Raw genomic sequence first — 20,637 nt, 5'->3', positions numbered from 1 at the left:
CGTGGACCCGGAGCCTAACCCGAAATGGGTAGGTCCGGCTTGTGATCGGGATACGGCGGCAAATGGCCGTTGGATCATCGCCACGCCCACGCTTTCCCGCCAGCCCCGAAAAGACAGGATCGGCGGTGATCCGAAGCACAGGCTGCGGCGTATCCTGGCCATGATCGCCCAATTGGCCTCCCTTCTGACGCATGCCGCCGGAGCCGACCGGACGCCGGATCCCAAAAGGATCGGACAGGCGGCCCGCGTGTCGGCCAAACCGGCGGTGGCCGATCCCGCCACCGCAAGGCTGGCGGCGGACCAGTCGGCCGATCTGGTGGCGGTGGCGGCGGGCGACCGGGCGGCCTTCGCCCGGCTGTTCGCCCACTTCGCCCCGCGGGTGAAGGCCTACATGCTGAAGCTGGGGATGCCGGCGCAGCGGGCGGAGGATCTGGCGCAGGACACCATGCTGTCGGTGTGGCGCAAGGCCTCGCTCTACGACCCGGCGAAGGCGGAGGCGGCGACCTGGGTCTTCACCATCGCCCGCAACCTGCGCATCGACATGCTGCGCCGCGAACGCCATCCAGAGGTGTCGGACGACGAGCTGCTGGAGCATGAGGACGACCGCCCCCGCGCCGACGAGATGCTGGACGGCGACCGCCGCGCTCGCCGCCTGCGCGGCGCGCTGGCCTCGCTGACGCCGGAACAGGCGGAGGTGGTGCAGTTGTCCTTCTTCGCCGACCTCGCCCACCCGGCCATCGCCGAACGGCTGGACGTTCCCTTGGGCACCGTGAAATCGCGCCTGCGTCTGGCCATGGCCAAGATCCGCAAGGCGCTGGGAGACGACGACCGATGACCGCCCGACAACCCGCCGCCCGCCAGCTTTTCCTGCCGAATCACCATCCCAGCGACGCCCTGCTGGTGGCCTATGGCGCGGGCAGCCTGGGAGAAGGGCTGTCGCTTGCCGTCGCCGTCCACCTCGCCCATTGCCCGGACTGCCGCGCCACCCTGGCGGAGGTGGAGGCGTTGGGCGGCGCCCTGCTGGAGGATCTGCCGCCGGCCCCGCTGGAAAGCCTGTCGCTGGCCGCCACCCTCGACCGCCTGGAACAGGAGGAGGCGCCGGGCAACCCCTGCAAGGCCATGCGGATACGGCCGCGATGCAGCCGCCCCGCCGGCCCGGCCACCGCGTCCCTTCCGGGTCCGCTGCGCGCTTATGTGCCCTCGCTGGAGACCCTGTCCTGGCAGCGGCTGGCTCCCGGCGTGCGGCGGGTGGAGCTGCTGCCGCGCACGTCGTCGGGCGGCGCGGCCCAGCTTCTGCGCATCGCCCCCGGCACCGCCCTGCCCCACCACGGCCATGGCGGGCTGGAGCTGACCGTGGTGCTAAGCGGCCATTTCGCCGACGAACTCGGCCGCTACGGCCCCGGCGATCTGGCGGAGGTCGATGGCGACACCAACCACCAACCCATCGCCGACAGCCACCGCGACTGCATCTGCCTGATCGCGACGGACGCGCCGCTGCGCTTCACCGGCCTGATGGGCCGGCTGATGCAGCCCTTCATCGGGCTATAGCAGATCCTTGAACAGAAGCTGCGCCGGCGGTTCCTTGTCCTTGCCCCGCTTGCGCGCCTTCCCCTTCGCCTTTTCCTTCGCCACGTCGGGTGGCAGTTCGGCTGCCGGTTCGGCCGGCGTTTCGGCTGCCGCTTCGGGCTGCTCCACCGGCAATTCCGGCGCGGCCATCGGCGGTTCGGCCGCCGGTTCCGGCGCCGGCTGGGCAACGGGTTCCTGCGCGGCCGATTCCTGGGCGACGGGTTCCGGCACGACCGGCTCCGGCGCCGTCACCGGTTCGGCCACCACCTCGGCCGCCGGCTGTGCGGCTTCGGGCGCCGCCTCCACCTTTTCCTTCTTCTTCCGGGACGGCCGGCGCGGGGCGACGCCGACGCCTTCCTTGGCGCGCTGCTTGGCCTTGTCGCGGGCCTGGGCCTCCGGAGCCTCGGGGTTGTCGGTCAGCCATTTGCGGCGCTTGATGACCTCGTTCACCCGGCCCTGGTTCACGCCCAGCTGGAAGGCGATCTCCTGCTGGGTCATGTTGGTGGTCTCGTGCAGGTGCAGGATCTCGGCGGCCAGCTCCGGCGTCATCTTGCGCCCGGTCAGGCGCCGGGCCGGCCGGACGGAGCGCTGCGAGCGGTCGCGCGCCCTCAGGGACTCAAGGATCTCCAGCGCGGCCGTGTTGCCCGCCGCCTTCAGCGCGTCCTCGAATTCCTTCAGCGTCGCCATAAGTCCCCCTCCCGCTGTCGTCGGCCCGGTCCCCGCAGCAACCGGCAGGATCACAGATAGTTCATCGTCTGGCGATGGAAAAGCCACGACGGATAGTCCCGGTCAGGCCGGAAAGCGCAACTCGATCCGCGTGCCGCTGCCGCCGGTCGCGCCATAGCTCAACTCGCCGGACAGCTGGGCGGCCAGGCTTTGAATGATCTTCCAGCCCAGGCTGGGGAGGCGCTGCACGTCGAAGCCGTCCGGCAGGCCGATGCCGTCGTCCATCACCAGCAGATGCAGTTGGTCCGGCTGGCCCGGCACCGAGTTCAGTTCGATGGTCACGGTCCCGCCATTCTCGGCGAAGGCGTGCTTCAGGCTGTTGGTCAGCGCCTCCACGATCAGCATGGCCAGCGCCAGCAGCCGTTCAGGCGACTGCGGCGCCGCCCGCACCGCCACGCGGCAGTCGATACCGGGGACACCGGCCGCCTTCAGCATGTCTCGGCACAGCCCCTCGACATGGCTGCCGAAATCGTCGCTGGAGCGCGGGTCGTGCAGGCGCCGGTGCACCTGCGCCATGGTGTGCAGCCGCCGCCCCGCCTCCTCCAGCGCCGCCAGCGCCCCTTCCGGCGTATGGCCGACGGTCCGCCGCTGCAAATCCAGCAGGGCGGAGACGAACTGCATGTTGTTGGCGACGCGGTGCTGCAGCTCGTGGAACATGGTGGTCTGCGCCTCCAGCAGGGAGGCGGTGCGGCCGCGCTCCTCCTGCAGGCGGGCCAGCGTCACCTGCATGCCGTGGATCAGCGCGATGTCCACCGCAACCACCACAGCATAGAAGGCCAGCGCCAGCCCGACCGATCCATCCAGCCCGAAACTGTCGAAGGGCGGGATGAAGAAATACCAGGCGGCCAGCCCCGACAGCACCGCCGTCACCACCCCCGGCCACAGCCCGGCCATGAAGGCGGTCAGGATCACCGCCGGGAAGAAGGTGAGATAGGGAAAGCCGGACGGCAGAGTGTTGTCGACCAGCCGGCGCAGCAGCAGGGCGGTGGCGAAGGTCAGCAAGGCCATGCCATAGCGCGCCACCGGGCCGCGCAGCAGCAGCGAGAAGCGCGTGAACAATTGCCAGACCGGCCGCTCGGACCCCATCGACGTCACTTCCCCCAATTCCCCGCACTGGCATATCACCGGCACTCATCGCTTGTAAGGCCGGCGGGCAACCTGCGCACGTGAAATATCGGGCCGAAGGCGTGACCATCCAAGGGCGAGGCCCGGCCGCGGGGTTCGCTGGTCGGGCGGCCGGTTTGTCCAAAGCTGTTCACAATTCCGCCACATCCGTTCAAGCCGGGCGGGCACTTTGTTCAATCCACGGAGCGATTGTGACCTTGCGCGGCGGCCGGGACCTCCCCTGCCCCGGCGCCCTCGAAACGAATAAGGCTGAAGGAGCCCCGCCCCGTGAAGACCCGTCTGAGCGCGCTCGCCATCGCGGCCACCCTGTCCGTCTCCGCCCTTGCCCTCTCCGGTACGGCCCAGGCCGGCGCCACCTTCGACGGCGTGAAGCAGAAGGGCTATGTCCAGTGCGGCGTCAACCTGGGCCTGTACGGCTTCTCCTCGCCCGACGACAAGGGCAAGTGGTCGGGCCTTGACGTCGACATGTGCCGCGCCGTTGCCGCCGCCATGTTCGGCGATGCCGAAAAGGTGAAGTACACCCCGCTGTCGGCGCAGCAGCGCCTGCCGGCGCTCCAGTCCGGCGAGATCGACATCCTCGCCCGCAACACCACCCGCACCCTGACCCGCGACACCGCCAACGGCCTCAACTTCGGCCCGACCAACTATTTCGACGGCCAGGGCTTCATGGTCTCGGCCAAGCTGGGCCTGAAGAGCGCCAAGCAGCTGAACGGCGCCACCGTCTGCGTCCTGCCCGGCACCACCACCGAACAGAACGTGTCGGATTACTTCCGCGCCAACAAGATGACCTTCAAGCCGGTCGTCATCGAGAAGAACGAAGAGCTGAACAAGGCCTTCTTCGCCGGCCGCTGCGACGCCCTGACCTCCGACGCCTCGCAGTTGGCCGCCATCCGCGCCGCCGAGGTGCAGAACCCCAACGACTACGTCATCCTGCCCGAGCTGATCTCGAAGGAGCCGCTGTCCCCCGCCGTCCGCCAGGGTGACGAGGAGTGGATGAACCTGGTCACCTGGGCCTTCTACGCCATGGTCCAGGCCGAGGAGAAGGGCCTGACGTCGGAGACCGTCGACGCCGCCATGACCTCCCCCGATCCGGACGTGAAGCGCCTGCTGGGCGTCACCGCCGGCAACGGCAAGGCGCTGGGCGTCGAGGAGAACTGGGCCTTCAACATCATCAAGCAGGTCGGCAACTACGCCCAGAGCTTCGAGCGCAACGTCGGCGCCGGCTCCAAGCTGAAGATGCCGCGCGGCCAGAACGCCCTCTACACCGAAGGCGGCATGATGTACGCCCCGCCGATGAAGTAAGGCTGAGTCCCCTCTCCCCCCCGGGGAGAGGGTTAGGGTGAGGGGGAAGCGCGGCGGGACCTTCGGGATAGCCACGCAATGCATCCCCCTCACCCCGCCCCTCTCCCCGGGGGGAGAGGGAGGTTCTCCCCCCGCACGGAGCAACACCATGACAAACCCGGTCCAGGCGCTGAATTCCGCGCGCGTGCGGGGGTGGCTGTATCAGGCATTGTTCCTGGCCTGCGCCCTCGCCGTCGCCTGGTATCTCGTTTCCAACACGCTGACCAACCTCGCCACCCGCGGCGTCGCCACCGGCTTCGGCTTCCTGCACCGCGAAGCCGGCTTCGAGATCGGCGAGAGCCTGCTGTCCTATTCCGCGTCCGACACCTATCTGAAGGCGCTGGTCGTCGGGCTGCTGAACACGCTGGCGGTGTCGGCCGCCGGTGTCGTGCTGGCGACCGTGCTGGGCGTGCTGATCGGCATCGCGCGGCTGTCCTCCAACTGGATGGTGAACCGCTTCGCCACCCTGTATGTCGAGACGATCCGCAACGTGCCGCTGCTGCTGCAGCTGGTGGTCTGGTACACCATCATGAACCGGCTCCCCAGCCCGCGCGAGGCGCTGGAGATCGTGCCGGGCATCTTCCTCAGCAACCGCGGCATGAAGTTCCCGGTGCTGGTGGAACATGCCGGTCATGGCTGGGCCCTGCTGGCGCTGATCGCCGGCATTGCCGCCGCCATCGCCGTCGTCCGCTACGGCCGCCGCCACCGCGAGACCACGGGCAAGCCCTTCCCCACCCTGCCGGCCGCCATCGCCGCCGTGCTGCTGCCGCCGGCCCTGGTGTTCGTCGCCACCGGCGCGCCGCTGGCCTTCGACGTGCCGGTGCTCTCCGGCTTCAACTTCGAAGGCGGCGGGTCGGTCACCCCGGAATTCACCGCGCTGCTGATCGGCCTGTCGGTCTACACCGCCGGCTTCATCGCCGAGATCGTGCGCTCCGGCATCCTCGCCGTGCCGCATGGCCAGACCGAGGCCGGGCTGGCGCTGGGCCTGTCGCCGGGCAAGATCCTGCGCCTCGTCATCCTGCCGCAGGCGCTGCGCGTCATCGTGCCGCCGCTGACCAGCCAGTACCTGAACCTGACCAAGAACAGCTCGCTGGCCGTCGCCATCGGCTATCCGGATCTGGTCAGCGTCTCCAACACCTCGGCCAACCAGACCGGTCAGGTGGTGGAGGCGGTGGCGATGATGATGCTCGTCTATCTCATCATCAGCCTTGCGATCTCCGGCTTCATGAACTGGTACAACCGCCGTGTGGCCCTGGTGACGCGATGAGGGACCCGATGAGCAATCACTCCCCGGCCGATCAGGCCCCGATTCCCACCGGTCCCGTCGCCCCCGCCCGCTGGGCCGCCTCCTACGAGGAGGAGCCGACCCAGGCCTCCGCCCCGCCGCAGGCCAACGGCATGACGGCGCTGAAGCCCTTCGGCTGGGCCAAGGACAATCTGTTCAACACGCCGCTGAACACCGTCCTGACCCTCGCCTGCCTCGGCCTCCTGTGGCTGGTGGTGCCGCCGATGGCGAACTGGCTGCTGCTGAACGCCAGCTGGTCCGGTTCGTCGGAGGCCTGCCGCGAGGCGGCCGGCGCCTGCTGGTCGGTGATCGTGGTCAAGCACCGGCTGATCTTCTTCGGCACCTACCCCTATGACGAGCAGTGGCGCCCCTTCCTGGCCTGCGCGCTGTTCGTAGCGATGCTGGGCGCCAGCGGCGTGCGCGCCTTCTGGCGGCCCTGGCTGGCGGTCGCCTGGGCGCTGACGCTGGTCGGCATGGGCGTCCTGATGTGGGGCGGCGTCGCCGGTCTCAGCTATGTGCCGAACGACCGCTGGGGCGGCCTGCCGATCACGCTGATGCTGTCGGTCTTCTCCATCGCCATCGCCTTCCCGCTGTCGATCCTGCTGGCGCTGGGCCGCCAGTCGTCGCTGCCCGCCATCCGCACCTTCTGCGTCGGCTTCATCGAGACAATGCGCGGCGTGCCGCTGGTCAGCGTGCTGTTCATGGCGTCGGTGATGTTCCCGCTGTTCCTGCCGGAAGGCGTCACGGTGGACAAGCTGCTGCGCGCCCTGGCCGGCATGACGCTGTTCACCGCCGCCTATCTGGCCGAGGCGGTGCGCGGCGGGTTGCAGGCGATCCCCAAGGGCCAGTACGAGGCCGCCGACGCGCTGGGCCTGTCCTACTGGCAGAAGACGGTGCTGATCGTCCTGCCGCAGGCTCTGCGCATCGTCATTCCGCCCATCGTCAACCAGTTCATCAGCGCCTTCAAGGACACCTCGCTGGTCACCATCGTCGGCCTGTACGACCTGCTGACCGCCGCCACCGTGGCGACGACCGACCCCGAATGGCGCCCCTATTTTGCCGAGGTCTATGTCTTCGCTGGGCTGATGTTCTGGATCTTCTGCTTCAGCATGTCGCGCTACAGCCAGTGGCTGGAGCGTCTGGCCAACCGCTACAACCGCCGCTGACCGGCTCTGGAGACCGAGCAATGACCGAGAACGCCATCATCGAACTCCGCAAGGTCGGCAAGTGGTACAACAGCTACCACGCGCTTCGCGACGTCAGCATCAGCATCGGCAAGGGCGAGAAGGTCGTCGTCTGCGGACCCTCCGGCTCGGGCAAGTCGACGATGATCCGCTGCATCAACCGGCTTGAGGCGCACCAGACCGGCCACATCATCGTCGACGGCATCGAGCTGACCGACGACGTCAAGGCGGTGGAGAAGATCCGCCGCAAGGTCGGCATGGTCTTCCAGAACTTCAACCTGTTCCCGCACCTGACCGTTCTGCAGAACCTGACGCTGGCCCCGATCTGGGTCCGCGGCATGGCGAAGTCCGAGATCGAGGAAATCGCCATGATGTACCTGAAGCGGGTGCGCATCCCCGATCAGGCGCACAAGTTCCCCGGTCAGCTGTCGGGCGGCCAGCAGCAGCGCGTCGCCATCGCCCGCGCCCTGTGCATGCGGCCCGAAATCATGCTGTTCGACGAGCCGACCTCCGCCCTCGACCCCGAAATGGTCAAAGAGGTGCTGGACGTGATGACCGAACTGGCGGGCGAGGGCATGACCATGGTCTGCGTCACCCACGAAATGGGCTTCGCCCGGCAGGTCGCGGACTCTATTGTCTTCATGGCCGAAGGCTCGATCATCGAGAGCGGGTCGCCGGCCGAATTCTTCGAGAACCCGAAAAGCGAGCGCACCCGCCAGTTCCTGGGCCAGATCCTGGAACATTGAGGTGAACATTGAGGCGGCATCCCCGATAGGGGGCGCGGAGAGGCGGATAAGAGGGCCATGCCGGCGACCATTGCCATCACCGACGACGACGCGGTGACGCGCGAGACGCTGAAGTCCTACCTGACGGACGAGGGCTTCGACGTCCTGCTGGCCCGAAGTGCGGAGGAGTTGAAGGATCTGCTGGCGGCGACGGCGGTGGACCTTGTGCTGCTCGACATCCGGCTGCCGCGCCAGGATGGGCTGACCCTGACCCGCGAACTGCGCGCGGTGTCGGAGATCGGCATCATCCTGGTCAGCAGCCGGGCGGAGAAGCTGGACCGCATCATCGGGCTTGAGATGGGGGCCGACGACTACATCGCGAAGCCCTTCGAACCGCGCGAGATCCTGGCCCGGGTGCGGAACCTGCTGCGCCGGCTGAAGGCGCCGGGCGACCAGCGCGACGACCGCAAGCGCTGCTTCTCCGGTTGGACGCTGTGGCTGGACCGCATGCGCCTGACCGACCCGCAGGGCAACCCGGTGCGGCTGACCGGCGCGGAGTTCGAACTGCTGTCGACCTTCGTCTGCAACCCCGGCCGGGTGATGAACCGCGACTATTTGCTGACGGCGACGACCCGGCGCAAGACCGACGCCACCGACCGCACCATCGACAGCCTCGTCCGCCGCCTGCGCCGCCTGATCGAACCCGACCCCGCCGACCCAAGGCTGATCGTCACCGTCCACGGCACCGGCTACCTCTTCGCCGGCGACGTGACGCAGGACGGGTAAACACGCCCTCTCCCCCTGGATCCCCTCTCCCCGGGGGGGAGAGGGAGAGCGGGGCGGGAGAGGGCTACAGCCACCGAACCCCGAGCAAACTCCCCCGTCGCTTCAGTCTTGCGGCGGCCACGCGCTCGGCAACCTGGGCCACGGAAATCGCGAAAAATTTTTCGCGCGTTCCCGTGGCCCATTCTTTATGCACCGAAGCAGGCAACCGGCCTCTTCCGAAGTCAACCCGCCACACACGGTTGCTTTTCGTCTTGCAGCATTCCCCCATAGGAAAGTCATAGACCGCCCGTCTGCTCACGAAAGCCGTCTGACGTCTTTCCACCGGCATTCCCGCTTGTCTCAAATGCAAACCAAAAGACACGAGCTGTTCACAATTAGACGCTAAACCGTTCAAAGAGCCCTGCGACGATGTGCGCGTAGCAATCCGTGGAACCGTTTTTGTGGCGGCGGGGGGTTTGGGCATGACGGCGATCTCGACGAAAGCAGGCGTGACGAAAACGGGCGGCACCCTGGACGACGGCGGCGCGCGCCACCGCTTCTGGACCTTGCGCCGCGCCATGGTGTCGGTGGTGGGCGTGCTGGTGGCGGCGCTGATCGCCAGTCAGGCCTGGGTGTCGCAACGCTACACCGGCTTCGCGCTCGAAACCTTCAACAGCAGCGCGGCGGCGACCCTGCGGGTGCTGGCCAACGACCGCATCCGCAAGAACTACACGGAGTGGCTCCAGAACCACGCCAACGAATGGAGCCGCGATTCTTTCCTGGTCGACAGCATCAACCAGAAGGACCCGGCCAAGACGATGCTGGCGCTGAAGAACATCAACGCGCGGCCCGTGGTGGTCGACCGCGAGGTGCGGCTGATCTCGGTCGCCGTCTATGACGCCGACATGACCCGGATCGCTGCCACCGGCGGGGAGCAGGACAGCGTCGCCACCGTCGCCCCGCTGTTCGAGGCGCTGAAGTCGCGCGACATCGCCGACAAGCGCCGCCCGGCCAGCCTGCTGTGGCGCGACGGCCAGGGCCGGCCACTGTTCAGCATGATCGTCCCCATCGGCGGCTTCCGCGTCCTGGGCTTCCTCGAGGTGGTGACCGATCCCCTGCCCGCCCTTTCCAGCCTGGGCGCCGTTCTCGACGCCGACATCCGCTTCACCGACGGCAGGGGCGGCGTGCTGTTCGAGGCCAAGGGCGGCGAGCCGTCGGCCCACGCGCAACTCTCCACCACCACCGTGTCGCTCGGCGGCGACGGCGGGCTGCCCTGGGCGACGGCGGAGATCTCCCGCGACGTGTCGGAGTTCGTCGGCGCGACGGAGGCTCTGCGCAACGACGCGCTCAAGATGGTCGGCGCCTTCGCACTGGCCGTCGCCATCGCCGCCGCCCTGCTGCTGCGCGTCGCCGTCTTCGCCAACCTGCGCAAGTTCGCCCGCGCCATGGAGCAGATCGCCGCCGGCGACCTCTCCATCGAGATCCCCCGTACCGGCCGCGACGAGTTGGCAGTGATGGCGACGGCGCTGCGCCACCTGCGCGGCAGCGTGGAGCAGGTGCTGCTGATGAAGCGGATGGTCGACAGCAGCCCGGTGCCCACCGCCCTGCTCCGCACCGACGGCCAAGTAGGGTTCGTCAACCCCGCCGCCCGGACCTTCTGCGAGGCGCACGGCATCGACCCCGCCGGTCCCGACCTGCTGGCCCAGGGGCCGGACTTCACCGCCGACTGCACCGACCCGACCCGCCCGCCGATCCCGCGCCGCACCCTGACGGTGGACGAGACGACGGTGGAGGCCCATGTCGACACCGTCTTCGACGACCAGGGCAACGTGCTGGGCAAGACCCTGTCCTGGACCGACGTGACTGAGCAGATGCGCTCCGCCGCGCTCGCCCGCCAGTTGATGGAGGACGTGCATCAGGTGGCGTCGGGCGTCGCCACCCAATCGGGCCAGCTGCGCGAGCTGGCCGACGCGCTGCGCCGGGAATCGGCCGGCACCATCGACAGCACGGTCAGCGCCGGCAGCTTCGTCGCCGAGAGCAACCGCAACGCCACCACCTGCAACGACAGCGCCGGCACGCTGATGGACACCATCGGCACCGTCTCCAGCCTTGCGACCGAGGCGGCCGGCGTGGTCGGCGCCACGCTGGACGAGCTGACCGCCGCCCGCGAGGTGGTCGGCCAGCTGGGCGAGAACACCGAGCAGATCCGCCGCATCGTCGACGTCATCACCGGCATCGCCCACCAGACCAAGCTCCTGGCGCTGAACGCCACCATCGAGGCGGCGGCGGCCGGCGTCGCGGGCCGTGGCTTCGCCGTGGTGGCGGCGGAGGTGAAGAAGCTGGCGGAGGAGACCGCCAATGCCACGGTGCAGATCGCCAGTTCGGTCGGCGCCATCAACGGCAGCATCCAGAACACCGTCGGCACCTTCGCCCGCATCTCCGGCTCGGTCGAGCGCATCAACGAGGTGCAGGACCTGATCGGCGAGGCGGTGGCCCGCCAAACCGACTCCTCCACCGACATCCGCAACCGCGTCGGCGTGATCGCCGGCAACACGGGCGAGGTGGCGGCGCTGATCGACGGCGTCGGTGCCCAGGCGGCGCGCACCGGCGACATCGCCGCCTCGCTGACCGAGACGGCGAACACGCTGGCCGAGGAAGCCGCTTCGCTGCATAGTCTGCTCGGCACGCTGCGCGCCGGGCAGGCGGCCTGACCCCGCCCGCCGCACAATGGCGGGGACTGGGACGGGCCAGGGGACGGACCGGGGGATGGGTGTCGGGATGCGGCTGGTGTTGCTTCTGCTGCTGGCGATCGTGTCGGCCTCGCCGGCGCTGGCTCCACCGGCCCAGGCCGACGACGGCGAGACACTGGAGCGCATCCACAGCCGCGGCTTCCTGATCTGCGGCCTGCGCAGCGGCGTCAGCGGCATCTCCTTCTCCGACCCGCAGGGGCATCTCGACGGTTTCCTGGTCGATGTCTGCCGGGTCTTCGCCGCGGCGACCCTGGGCAACGCCCAGGCGATCCGCGTCGTCCGCCTGCCGGAAAAGCCGCAGGAATTCCAGGCGGTGGAGAAGCACGAGGTCGACGTGGCGCTGACCACCACGACCTGGACCTTCAGCCGCGACCTGTCGCACGACATCGAATTCCTGATGCCGCTTCTGCATGACGGCCAGGGCTTCGCCATCCACGCAGACGGCGCGCCGCCGCCGCTCGACCGGCTGGGGCCGCGGACGGTTTGCGTCAAGACCGCCACCACCACGGTCCGCAACCTTGAGGACTATATCCGCAAGTCCGACCTGCCCTGGACGATCCGCACCTTCCAGACGCTGGACGAGGCGTTGCAGGCCTTCCTCGCCCATGAATGCGACCTGCTGACCACCGACCGCACGGTCCTGATCACCTCGCTGGCCGGCTACCGCCAGGCGGGGATGGGCATCACCATCTACCCCGACGTGATCTCGCGCGAGCCGCTGACGCCCTACATCGCGCGCGGCGACCGCAACTGGTACGACATCACCCGCTGGGTCCTCCACGCCATCGTGCTGGCCGACGCCAAGGGCGTCACCGCCGCCGACGTGCAGGCCGGCCGCATCCCCGACGACCCCGAACTGCACCGCATGCTGGGCCACGCCGGCACCGTCGCCCGCACGCTGGGCCTGCCCGACGACTGGGCCCTGCAGGTGCTGGCGCAGGTCGGAAACTACGGCGAGATCTTCGACCGCAACCTCGGCACCCCCTACGGCATGGACCCCGGCCTGAACAAGCCCTGGACCGAGGGCGGGCTGCTCTACGCCCCGCCGTTCCGGTAACGCGCACCAAGCCCCCCAAGCCCCCAAGATCCCCTCTCCCCGGGGGGGAGAGGGAGATTTCACCATCCCCTACGTCGCCAGCGCCACGCCCAGATGCCGTTCCAGCAGCGCCGGATCGGCCTTCGCCTGCGCCGCCGGCCCGGCATGCACCACCCGGCCGCGGTCGAGGAAGACCACGCGGTCGGCGAAGTCCAGCGCGCGGTCGACCTGCTGCTCCACCAGCAGGATGGTCATGTCGAGCTTCGACAGCGCCGCCATCAGTGTGTCGCAGATCACCGGCGCCAGCCCTTCCAGAGGTTCGTCGAGTAGCAGCACCGTCGGCTTGCCGAGCAGCGCGCGGGCGACCGACAGCATCTGCTGCTCGCCGCCCGACAGCTCGTCGCCGCCGTTGCGCCGCCGCTCGCCCAGCCGCGGGAACAGTTCGTACGCCTCTTCCAGCGCCGAGCGCGGACGCCCCTTCAGCCCGGTGACGAGGTTCTCCTCCACCGTCAGCGATTTGAAGATGTCGCGCGTCTGCGGCACATAGCCGAGCCCCGCCGCCGCCCGCGCCGAACTGCTCATTCCCCCCAGTTCCACCCCGTCCAGCCGGATGCTGCCGCCATGGCGGGTGGTCTGGCCGACCAGCGTCGCCAGCGTCGTCGTCTTTCCCACCCCGTTGCGGCCGAGCAGCGCCAGCCGCCCGCCCGCCGGAACGCTGAGCGACACGCCGTCGAGGATCAGCGTCTTGCCGTAGCCGGCGCGCAGATCCGCCACCTCAAACGCTCCGACAGCTTCAGTGGGCATCGGCGCGGCTCCCCAGATAGACCTCGCGCACGCGCGGGTCGGCGACGATCTCCTTGGCGGTGCCGCTGCACAGCAACCGCCCCTGCGCCAGCACGACGATGGTTCTGGCGAAGCGAAAAACCAAATCCATGTCGTGCTCGATCATCAGCACCGCCAGATCCTTGGGCAGCCGGTCGATGGCGTCGAGGATGCGCTGGCTCTCCGAATGCGGCACGCCGGCCGCCGGCTCGTCGAGGATCAGCACCTTCGGCTTCATCGCCAGCGCCAGCGCGATCTCCAGCAGCCGCTGCTGCCCATAGGCCAGCGAGCCCACCGCCGTGTGCGCCACATGGGTCAGCCCCATGGTGTCGAGCAGCCCCGCCACCTCATCGGCCAGCCCGGCCGCCTTGGCGACGTTGGCGAACAGGCGGAAGGTGCGGCGGTCGCGCTGCAGCACCGCCAGCTCCAGATGCTCGCGCACCGTCATCGACTTGAACAGCCGCGCCACCTGAAAGCTGCGGATCAGCCCCAGCCGCACCCGCTCCGCCGCCGACAGCTTCGTGATGTCACGGCCGTCCAGCCGGATGGTACCGGCACTGGGCGGGATCACCCCGGTGACGAGGTTCACGAAGGTGGTTTTCCCCGCCCCGTTCGGCCCGATCAGGGCGCAGCGGTCGCCGGCATTCAGCGTCATGGAAATGTCTGACGACACTTGGAGGCCGCCGAAATTCTTGGACAGCCCCTCGACTTCCAACAGTGCCGTCATGCCCGGTCCTCACCATTGTTTTGCGATGGGCCCCGCAGCAGCCCGCCCAGCCGCTCCACCCCCGAGGCGATGCCGCCGGGCAGGAACAGGACGATGCCGATCAGGAACAGGCCGATGAAGCCCATCCAGTGGAAGGGGTCGCTGGCGGCCAGGATATGGTGGATGCCCATGAAGGCCGCCGTGCCGATCACCGCGCCATAGAGCCGCCCGGTGCCGCCCAGCACCAGCATCACCAGCGCCTCCGCCGACCAGGGGAAGCCGGCGCTGTCCAGCCCGACGATGCCGCTGGTCACCGCGGTCAGCGCGCCCGCCACACCGGCGAACACCCCGGCCACGCCATAGAGCACCACCAGATAGGATTTCGGCGACCCGCCGATGGCGGAGATCCGCAGGGGATCCTCACTAACCCCACGGCAGGCCAGCCCGAAGGGCGAGCGCACGATCCGCCGCGCAACCAGCAGCCCGACCACCAGCACCGCCAGCGCGAACAGGTAGGAGGTGCGGCCATACATGTCGAAGCGGAACATCCCCAGCACCGGCGCCGGGTCGATGCCCGACAGCCCGTCGCTGCCGCCGGTCCAGTCGCGCGCCTTGTTGGCGACCTCCTGCACGATCTGCCCGACCGCGATGGTCAGCATCAGCAGGGTCAGCCCGCGCGCATGCAGGATCAAGGCACCGGTCGCCAGCGCGATCAGCCCGCCGGCCAGCCCGCCGGCCGCCAGCATGACGAAGGGGTCGTTGTTCCAGTTGACCGCGACGATGCCAGCGGCATAGGCGCCGGTGCCGAACATCGCCGCCTGCCCCAGCGTGGCGATCCCGCCATAGCCGAGCACGAGGTCGAGCGACAGCACGAACAGGGCCGAGGCGGCGATGCGGGTCAGCAGCGCCAGATCGTCCGGCAGCAGCCAGAAGGCGGCAAGTCCGACCGCCGCGACCAGCGGAATGCCGATCCAGCCGAGATCGCGGCGGGCCGCCAAGGGAGTGCCCAGCGGGGTGCGTCGGGTCATGCTGCCGCCCTTGCTGTCGCCGTTCTCGTCTCGCTCGGCGACGCTCGTCATGCCGTCCTCCCTTTGAAGAAGCCGTGGGGCCAGCGGAACAGGATCAGGATCAGCGCGGCGTAGAAGAAGAACTCGCCGAAACTCGGGATCAGGTATTTGCCGGCGGTGTCGACAATGCCCAGCGCCAGCGCCGCCGCCGCCGATCCGAAGATGCTGCCGGCGCCGCCGACCGCCACCACCGCCAGGAACAGCACGATGTAGCGGATGGCGTAATAGGGCTCCAGCGGCAGCAGTTCCGCCCCCAACACCCCACCCAGCGCCGCCAGCCCGGTGCCGAGCGCGAAGGTCGCCAGATAGAGCCGCTCGGTCCGGATGCCCAGCGCCGCCGCCATGGCGGGATCGTCGACCGCCGCGCGCAGCCGGATGCCGAAATCGGTGCGCTCCAGCAGCCACCACAGCCCCAGCAGGGTCGCCGCCCCGGCGGCGATCACGAAGGCGCGGTGGGTCGGGATCGCCTTCGGACCCAGTTCCACCGTGCCGGTCAGCAGTTCCGGCAGCGGAATGCGCTTCAGCGTCGGGCCGAACAGGTAATTGATACCGGCGACGATGACGAAGGTCAGCCCGATGGTCAGCAGCACCTGCGCCAGCTCGTTGGCCGAGCCGTAGATGCGGCGATACAGCAGCCGTTCCAGCGGCAGCGTCGCCAGCACCGTCAGCGCCACCGCCACCACCAGCGCGGCCGCATAGGGCAGGCCTGCCTCCTGCGCCGCATAGGACGCGACATAGCCGCCGACCATGGCGAAGGCGCCATGCGCCAGATTGACCACCCGCATCAGCCCCAGCGTCACCGACAGCCCGACGGAGATGATGAAGAGGATCATGCCGTAGGCGACCCCGTCGACGGCGATCCCGAACATGGTTTCCATGATGTGCGTCCGTCTGCGCTGTTTCCGGTGCCCCCTCCCTAACCCTCCCCCGCTTTCAGCGGTGGAGGGGACTACCGCCGCTCCGCATAAGGCACCCTCTCCCGCCAAAGGCGGGGGAGGGTTGGAGAGGGGGCACCCTCACCACCACGCCAGCTTCAAAGATCCCCCCTCACTTCGCCAACTTGTACCCATAGTCCGGCTGCTTCGGGAACGCCTGCTTCTCGACGTTCTCCAATTTGCCGTCGACCTTCTCCACCGTGCGCAGATAGATCGTCTGGGTGACGTGGCGGCTGTCCGGGTCGATGGTCAGCGGCCCGCGCGGGCTTTCCCAGCTCATGCCCTTCACCGACTCCACCATCTTGGCGCCGTCGATCTTGCCGCCAGCGTTCTTGAGCATCTGATAGATGACGTGCGTGCCGTCATAGGCGCCGACCGAGGTGAAGGTGACGCTGTCGACCGAGCCGAACATCTCTTTGTGCTTGGCGACGAAGGCCTTGTTCATCGCCGAATCATGGGCGCGGCTGTAGTTGAAGCTGGTGGTGATGCCCAACGCCGCGTCGCCCAGCGCCGGCAGGTCCGGTTCCTGGGTCAGGTCGCCGGGGCCGAAGAACTTGATGCCCGCAGCCCGCAGCCCGGTGTCGTTGAAGGCCTTGGCGAAGGCCAGCGTCGCCGGCCCGGCCGGCAGGAAGGCATAGACGGCCTCGGCGCCGGAATCCTTGATCCGCTGCATGAAGGGCGCGAAGTCGTTGGACTTCAGCGGCATGCGGATGGTGTCCACCACCGTGCCGCCATTCTTCTCGAAGGTGGTCTTGAAGGCGGCCTCGCCATCGATGCCGGGGCCATAGTCACTGACCGCCGACACCGCCTTCTTGATGCCCTGCTTGGCCATGTATTCGGCCAGCGGCACCGTGTTCTGCCACAGGGTGAAGGAGGTGCGGACATAGCGCGGCGACTTCTCCGTGATGGCGGAGGTGGCGGCGTTGAAGATCACGCAGGGGATGTTCGCCTCGTCGATCAGCGGGGCGACGGCCAGCGCGTCCGGCGTGAAGAAATAGCCGGCGAGGAAGGACACCTTGTCCTTGACGATCAGTTCCTGCGACAGCGCCTTGCTTTGCGACGGGTTCGGCTGGTCGAGGTCCTTGTAGATGAACTCCACCGTGTCGTTGCCGACGGTCTTGCCATGTTCGGCCTGATAGACCTCGATCGCTTCCTTGAAGCTCTTGCCGACCACGCCGAACGGCCCGGAGAAGGGCGCCACGACGCCGACCTTGATGGTGGCGGCGCCGGCCGGACCGGCCGCCAGCGCCAGACCGAACGCCGCACCCAGCAGCGCGTTGCGCAGAGTCCTCGTCATTGTCCCTCCCACATGTGACCATATGCTGGCGCCGGAACTCCCAATCGCTGGGTCCCGGTCATTGACTGTTGTGCCAACCGTACTGAGGGATGGACGAACCGTCAAGTGCGATATTTGATATAACGTTCTATAATCGCACAAAATCAGCTTTCCGTCTAATACGCTGATAAAAAACGGTTTTCAGTGAAAATGCCATGCAAATCACCGCACAAAGCTCATGTTGCGGCGCAATATGGGCGATAAACGCCCTCTATTTGCCGTTTTCGACCTTGACACCAAGCCGTCGCCGTCGCCACTCTGTGCGTAAAGATGATTGTTCGTGCGATTTTCGCACATTCGGGAGGTCATATGGCGAAGATCACGCCCCTGCGCGAGGCGGTGGCGAGCCTCGTGCAAGACGGCGACACCGTCGCCCTGGAAGGATTCACCCACCTGATTCCCCATGCCGCCGGGCACGAGATCATCCGGCAGGGCCGGCGCGACCTGACGCTGGTGCGCATGACACCGGACCTGATCTATGACCAGATGATCGGCATGGGCTGCGCCGCGAAGCTGATCTTCTCCTGGGGCGGCAATCCCGGCGTCGGCTCCCTCCATCGCTTCCGCGACGCGGTCGAACAGGGCTGGCCGCACCGGCTGGAGATCGAGGAGCACAGCCACGCCGGCATGGCGAACGCCTATGTCGCCGGCGCTTCCAACCTGCCCTTCGCCCTGCTGCGCGGCTACACCGGCTCCGACCTGCCGAAGGTCAACCCGAACATCCGCTTCATCGAATGCCCCTTCACCGGCGAGACGCTGGCCGCCATCCCCTCCGTCCGCCCGGATGTGACGGTGATCCACGCCCAGAAGGCCGACCGCCGCGGCAACGTCCTGCTCTGGGGCATTCTCGGCGTCCAGAAGGAGGCGGTCCTGGCCGCCAAGCGCTCCATCGTCACGGTGGAGGAGGTCGTCGACGATCTGGAGGCTCCGCCGAACGCCTGCGTGCTGCCGGCCTGGGCGCTCTCCGCCGTCTGCCCCGTCCCCGGCGGCGCCTATCCGTCCTACGCGCAGGGCTATTCGGAGCGCGACAACCGCTTCTACAAGGCGTGGGACCCCATCGCCCGCTCGCGCGACGACTTCCGCGCCTGGATGCAGCGCCATGTGCTGGACACCGACGATTTCGCCGGCTTCCGCCGCGTGCTGGCCGAAAGCATGAAGGAGGCCGCGTGATGAGTGCAGCCCCTCTCGACTTCACCGCGACCGAGATCATGACGGTGGCGGCCAGCCGCCTGCTGAAGGACGGCACCGTCTGCTTCGTCGGCATCGGCCTGCCCTCCACTGCCGCAAACCTCGCCCGGCTGACCCATGCGCCCGAGGTGGTGCTGATCTATGAATCCGGCCCGATCGGCGCCAAGCCGACGGTGCTGCCGCTGTCGATCGGCGACGGCGACCTCGCTCTGACCGCCGACACCGTGGTCGGCACCCCGGAGATCTTCCGCTATTGGCTGCAGGGCGGGCGGATCGACGTCGGCTTCCTCGGGGCCGCACAGGTCGACCGCTTCGCCAACATCAACACCACCGTCATTGGCCCCTACGACACGCCCAAGGTGCGGCTGCCCGGTGCCGGCGGTGCGCCGGAGATCGCCTCCCAGGCCAAGGAGGTCTTCATCGTCCTGAAGCAGAACCCGAAGGCCTTCGTCGCCAAGCTGCCCTTCGTCACCTCCGCCGGTTACCTCGACGGCTTTGAGGCGCGGGCCAAGGCCGGCATCCCCGGCGCCGGGCCGACGGCGGTCATCACCGACCTCGGCATCCTCACCCCCGATCCGGTGAGCAAGGAGCTGACCCTGACCGGCATCCATCCCGGCGTGACAGTGGAGCAGGTGAAGGCCGCCACCGGCTGGGACCTGAAGATCTCGCCCGACCTGAAGACCACCGAAATCCCGGACGCCGGAACCCTGACGGCGCTCCGCGACCTCCAGGCCCGCACCGCCGCCGCCCATGGGCAGTCCGGCGGCGGAGAAGGATAAGACCATGCGTGACGCTTACATCTGCGACGCCATCCGCACCCCCATCGGTCGCTATGCAGGATCCCTGTCGTCGGTACGCACCGACGATCTCGGCGCCGTGCCGATCCGCGCCCTGATGCAGCGGAATCCCTCGGTCGACTGGGCCGCGGTGGACGACGTCATCTATGGCTGTGCCAACCAGGCCGGCGAGGACAACCGCAACGTCGCCCGCATGGCAGCATTGCTGGCCGGCCTGCCTGACGCGGTGCCGGGAACGACGATGAACCGGCTCTGCGGCTCCGGCCTCGACGCACTCGCCACCGCCGCCCGCGCCATCAAGGCGGGCGAGGCCGATCTGATGATCGCCGGCGGGGTCGAGAGCATGAGCCGCGCCCCCTTCGTCATGGGCAAGGCCGACACCCCCTTCTCCCGGCAGGCGGAGATCTTCGACACCACCATCGGCTGGCGCTTCGTCAACCCGGCGATGAAGGCGGCCTATGGCACCGACTCGATGCCGGAGACGGCGGAAAACGTCGCCGACGACTGGAAGATCGCCCGCGCTGACCAGGACGCCTTCGCGCTGCGCAGCCAGGAGCGCGCCGCCCGCGCCATCGCCGACGGCAGCATGGCCCGCGAGATCGTCCCCGTCACCATCAAGACCCGTAAGGGCGAGACAATAGTGACCACCGACGAACACCCCCGCGCCACCACCATCGAGGCGTTGTCGGCCCTGAAGCCGATCGTCCGCCCCGGCGGCACGGTGACCGCCGGCAACGCGTCCGGCGTCAACGACGGTGCCGCCGCCCTGCTGATCGCCTCCGAAGCGGCGGTGAAGCGCCATGGCCTGACCCCGCGCGCCCGCATCCTCGGCGGCGCCACCGCCGGCGTCCCGCCGCGCATCATGGGCATCGGCCCGGTCCCCGCCACCCGCAAGCTGCTGGAGCGGCTCGGCCGCAGCATCGCCGACATCGACTTGATCGAACTGAACGAGGCCTTCGCCGCCCAGGGTCTTGCCGTGCTGCGGGAGCTTGGCCTGCCCGACGACGCCGCCCATGTGAACCCGCAAGGCGGCGCCATCGCGCTCGGCCATCCGCTCGGCATGAGCGGCGCCCGTCTGGCGACCACCGCGCTCCACCAGCTCGAACAGTCCGGCGGCCGGACGGCGCTCTGCACCATGTGCATCGGCGTCGGCCAGGGCATCGCGGTGATGATCGAGCGGGTGTAGCCTCAGGCTTCGAATGCCCCCTCCCCGACCCTCCCCCACCTTCGGTGGGAGAGGGAGTTAAGCGCAAGAGCGGCGGAGTTCCCTCTCCCGCGAAGCG

The 20,637-nt window shown here is 68.5% G+C and carries 19 protein-coding genes; 12 read left to right on the top strand and 7 right to left on the bottom strand.

All coding sequences use genetic code 11. From position 1 onward, the window contains the following. Positions 1 to 160: 160 nt before the first annotated feature. Together M5E06_RS28895 and M5E06_RS28890 are read left to right on the top strand one after the other, a co-directional pair. Positions 161 to 835, top strand: coding sequence for a sigma-70 family RNA polymerase sigma factor (locus tag M5E06_RS28895; RefSeq protein WP_252141200.1), 675 nt, complete (start codon positions 161 to 163; stop codon positions 833 to 835). Further along, on the top strand, positions 832 to 1,548 hold the full coding sequence (locus M5E06_RS28890) for a ChrR family anti-sigma-E factor (RefSeq protein ID WP_252141199.1): 717 nt from the start codon (positions 832 to 834) through the stop codon (positions 1,546 to 1,548). Before M5E06_RS28895 ends, M5E06_RS28890 begins: the two co-directional genes overlap by 4 nt. Here M5E06_RS28890 and M5E06_RS28885 read toward each other — a convergent pair. Then, positions 1,543 to 2,253, bottom strand: coding sequence for a hypothetical protein (locus tag M5E06_RS28885; protein WP_252141198.1), 711 nt, complete (start codon positions 2,251 to 2,253; stop codon positions 1,543 to 1,545). The genes M5E06_RS28890 and M5E06_RS28885 overlap by 6 nt on opposite strands. Before the next feature lie 102 nt (positions 2,254 to 2,355). After that, the gene (locus M5E06_RS28880) at positions 2,356 to 3,378 is read right to left on the bottom strand and encodes a sensor histidine kinase (protein WP_252141197.1); all 1,023 of its coding nucleotides are present in this window, start codon (positions 3,376 to 3,378) and stop codon (positions 2,356 to 2,358) included. 306 nt (positions 3,379 to 3,684) lie between these two features. Between M5E06_RS28880 and M5E06_RS28875 the strand changes: the two genes are divergently transcribed. The 7 genes from M5E06_RS28875 (at position 3,685) to M5E06_RS28845 (ending at position 12,524) form a co-directional block, all read left to right on the top strand. Then, positions 3,685 to 4,719 carry an amino acid ABC transporter substrate-binding protein gene (locus tag M5E06_RS28875; protein WP_109150482.1) on the top strand — a complete coding sequence of 345 codons (1,035 nt, stop codon included), beginning with the start codon at positions 3,685 to 3,687 and terminating at the stop codon, positions 4,717 to 4,719. A gap of 148 nt (positions 4,720 to 4,867) precedes the next feature. Next, positions 4,868 to 6,025: an amino acid ABC transporter permease gene (locus M5E06_RS28870; RefSeq protein ID WP_252141196.1), complete on the top strand. Its 1,158-nt coding sequence runs from the start codon at positions 4,868 to 4,870 to the stop codon at positions 6,023 to 6,025. After that, entirely contained in the window at positions 6,022 to 7,209 is a 1,188-nt protein-coding gene (locus M5E06_RS28865) for an amino acid ABC transporter permease (protein WP_252141195.1), read from the top strand. The genes M5E06_RS28870 and M5E06_RS28865 overlap by 4 nt, the downstream gene beginning before the upstream one ends. A 20-nt stretch (positions 7,210 to 7,229) precedes the next feature. Beyond that, positions 7,230 to 7,973 carry an amino acid ABC transporter ATP-binding protein gene (locus M5E06_RS28860; protein ID WP_109076463.1) on the top strand — a complete coding sequence of 248 codons (744 nt, stop codon included), beginning with the start codon at positions 7,230 to 7,232 and terminating at the stop codon, positions 7,971 to 7,973. Positions 7,974 to 8,030: 57 nt separating this feature from the next. Then, positions 8,031 to 8,738: a response regulator gene (locus tag M5E06_RS28855; RefSeq protein WP_252141194.1), complete on the top strand. Its 708-nt coding sequence runs from the start codon at positions 8,031 to 8,033 to the stop codon at positions 8,736 to 8,738. Positions 8,739 to 9,199: 461 nt separating this feature from the next. Next, entirely contained in the window at positions 9,200 to 11,428 is a 2,229-nt protein-coding gene (locus M5E06_RS28850) for a methyl-accepting chemotaxis protein (protein WP_252141193.1), read from the top strand. Positions 11,429 to 11,483: 55 nt separating this feature from the next. Further along, positions 11,484 to 12,524, top strand: a complete 1,041-nt coding sequence (locus M5E06_RS28845; protein ID WP_252141192.1) for an amino acid ABC transporter substrate-binding protein — start codon at positions 11,484 to 11,486, stop codon at positions 12,522 to 12,524. 69 nt (positions 12,525 to 12,593) lie between these two features. Here M5E06_RS28845 and M5E06_RS28840 read toward each other — a convergent pair whose 3' ends face one another. From M5E06_RS28840 to M5E06_RS28820, 5 genes are all read right to left on the bottom strand, one after another. Continuing rightward, on the bottom strand, positions 12,594 to 13,307 hold the full coding sequence (locus M5E06_RS28840; RefSeq protein WP_252141191.1) for an ABC transporter ATP-binding protein: 714 nt from the start codon (positions 13,305 to 13,307) through the stop codon (positions 12,594 to 12,596). Beyond that, positions 13,297 to 14,052 carry an ABC transporter ATP-binding protein gene (locus tag M5E06_RS28835; RefSeq protein ID WP_252141190.1) on the bottom strand — a complete coding sequence of 252 codons (756 nt, stop codon included), beginning with the start codon at positions 14,050 to 14,052 and terminating at the stop codon, positions 13,297 to 13,299. The genes M5E06_RS28840 and M5E06_RS28835 overlap by 11 nt, the downstream gene beginning before the upstream one ends. Then, positions 14,049 to 15,110 carry a branched-chain amino acid ABC transporter permease gene (locus M5E06_RS28830; protein ID WP_252141189.1) on the bottom strand — a complete coding sequence of 354 codons (1,062 nt, stop codon included), beginning with the start codon at positions 15,108 to 15,110 and terminating at the stop codon, positions 14,049 to 14,051. The genes M5E06_RS28835 and M5E06_RS28830 overlap by 4 nt, the downstream gene beginning before the upstream one ends. Beyond that, positions 15,107 to 15,976: a branched-chain amino acid ABC transporter permease gene (locus M5E06_RS28825; RefSeq protein WP_109150491.1), complete on the bottom strand. Its 870-nt coding sequence runs from the start codon at positions 15,974 to 15,976 to the stop codon at positions 15,107 to 15,109. The genes M5E06_RS28830 and M5E06_RS28825 overlap by 4 nt, the downstream gene beginning before the upstream one ends. 169 nt (positions 15,977 to 16,145) lie before the next feature. Continuing rightward, positions 16,146 to 17,330: an ABC transporter substrate-binding protein gene (locus M5E06_RS28820; protein WP_252141188.1), complete on the bottom strand. Its 1,185-nt coding sequence runs from the start codon at positions 17,328 to 17,330 to the stop codon at positions 16,146 to 16,148. A 348-nt stretch (positions 17,331 to 17,678) separates the two neighbouring features. Between M5E06_RS28820 and M5E06_RS28815 the strand changes: the two genes are divergently transcribed. Genes M5E06_RS28815 through pcaF form a run of 3 tightly spaced genes read left to right on the top strand, consistent with a single transcriptional unit; the run spans position 17,679 to position 20,540 of the window. Continuing rightward, entirely contained in the window at positions 17,679 to 18,539 is an 861-nt protein-coding gene (locus M5E06_RS28815; protein ID WP_252141187.1) for a CoA transferase subunit A, read from the top strand. Next, on the top strand, positions 18,539 to 19,336 hold the full coding sequence (locus M5E06_RS28810) for a CoA-transferase subunit beta (RefSeq protein ID WP_252141186.1): 798 nt from the start codon (positions 18,539 to 18,541) through the stop codon (positions 19,334 to 19,336). The genes M5E06_RS28815 and M5E06_RS28810 overlap by 1 nt, the downstream gene beginning before the upstream one ends. Before the next feature lie 4 nt (positions 19,337 to 19,340). Then, positions 19,341 to 20,540, top strand: coding sequence for a 3-oxoadipyl-CoA thiolase (gene pcaF, locus M5E06_RS28805; RefSeq protein ID WP_252141185.1), 1,200 nt, complete (start codon positions 19,341 to 19,343; stop codon positions 20,538 to 20,540). The last annotated feature ends 97 nt before the right edge of the window (positions 20,541 to 20,637 follow it).

This window comes from Azospirillum sp. A1-3, from assembly GCF_023806445.1.
Taxonomy (GTDB): Bacteria; Pseudomonadota; Alphaproteobacteria; order Azospirillales; family Azospirillaceae; genus Azospirillum.
This window is presented reverse-complemented; position numbering and strand designations above follow the sequence as displayed.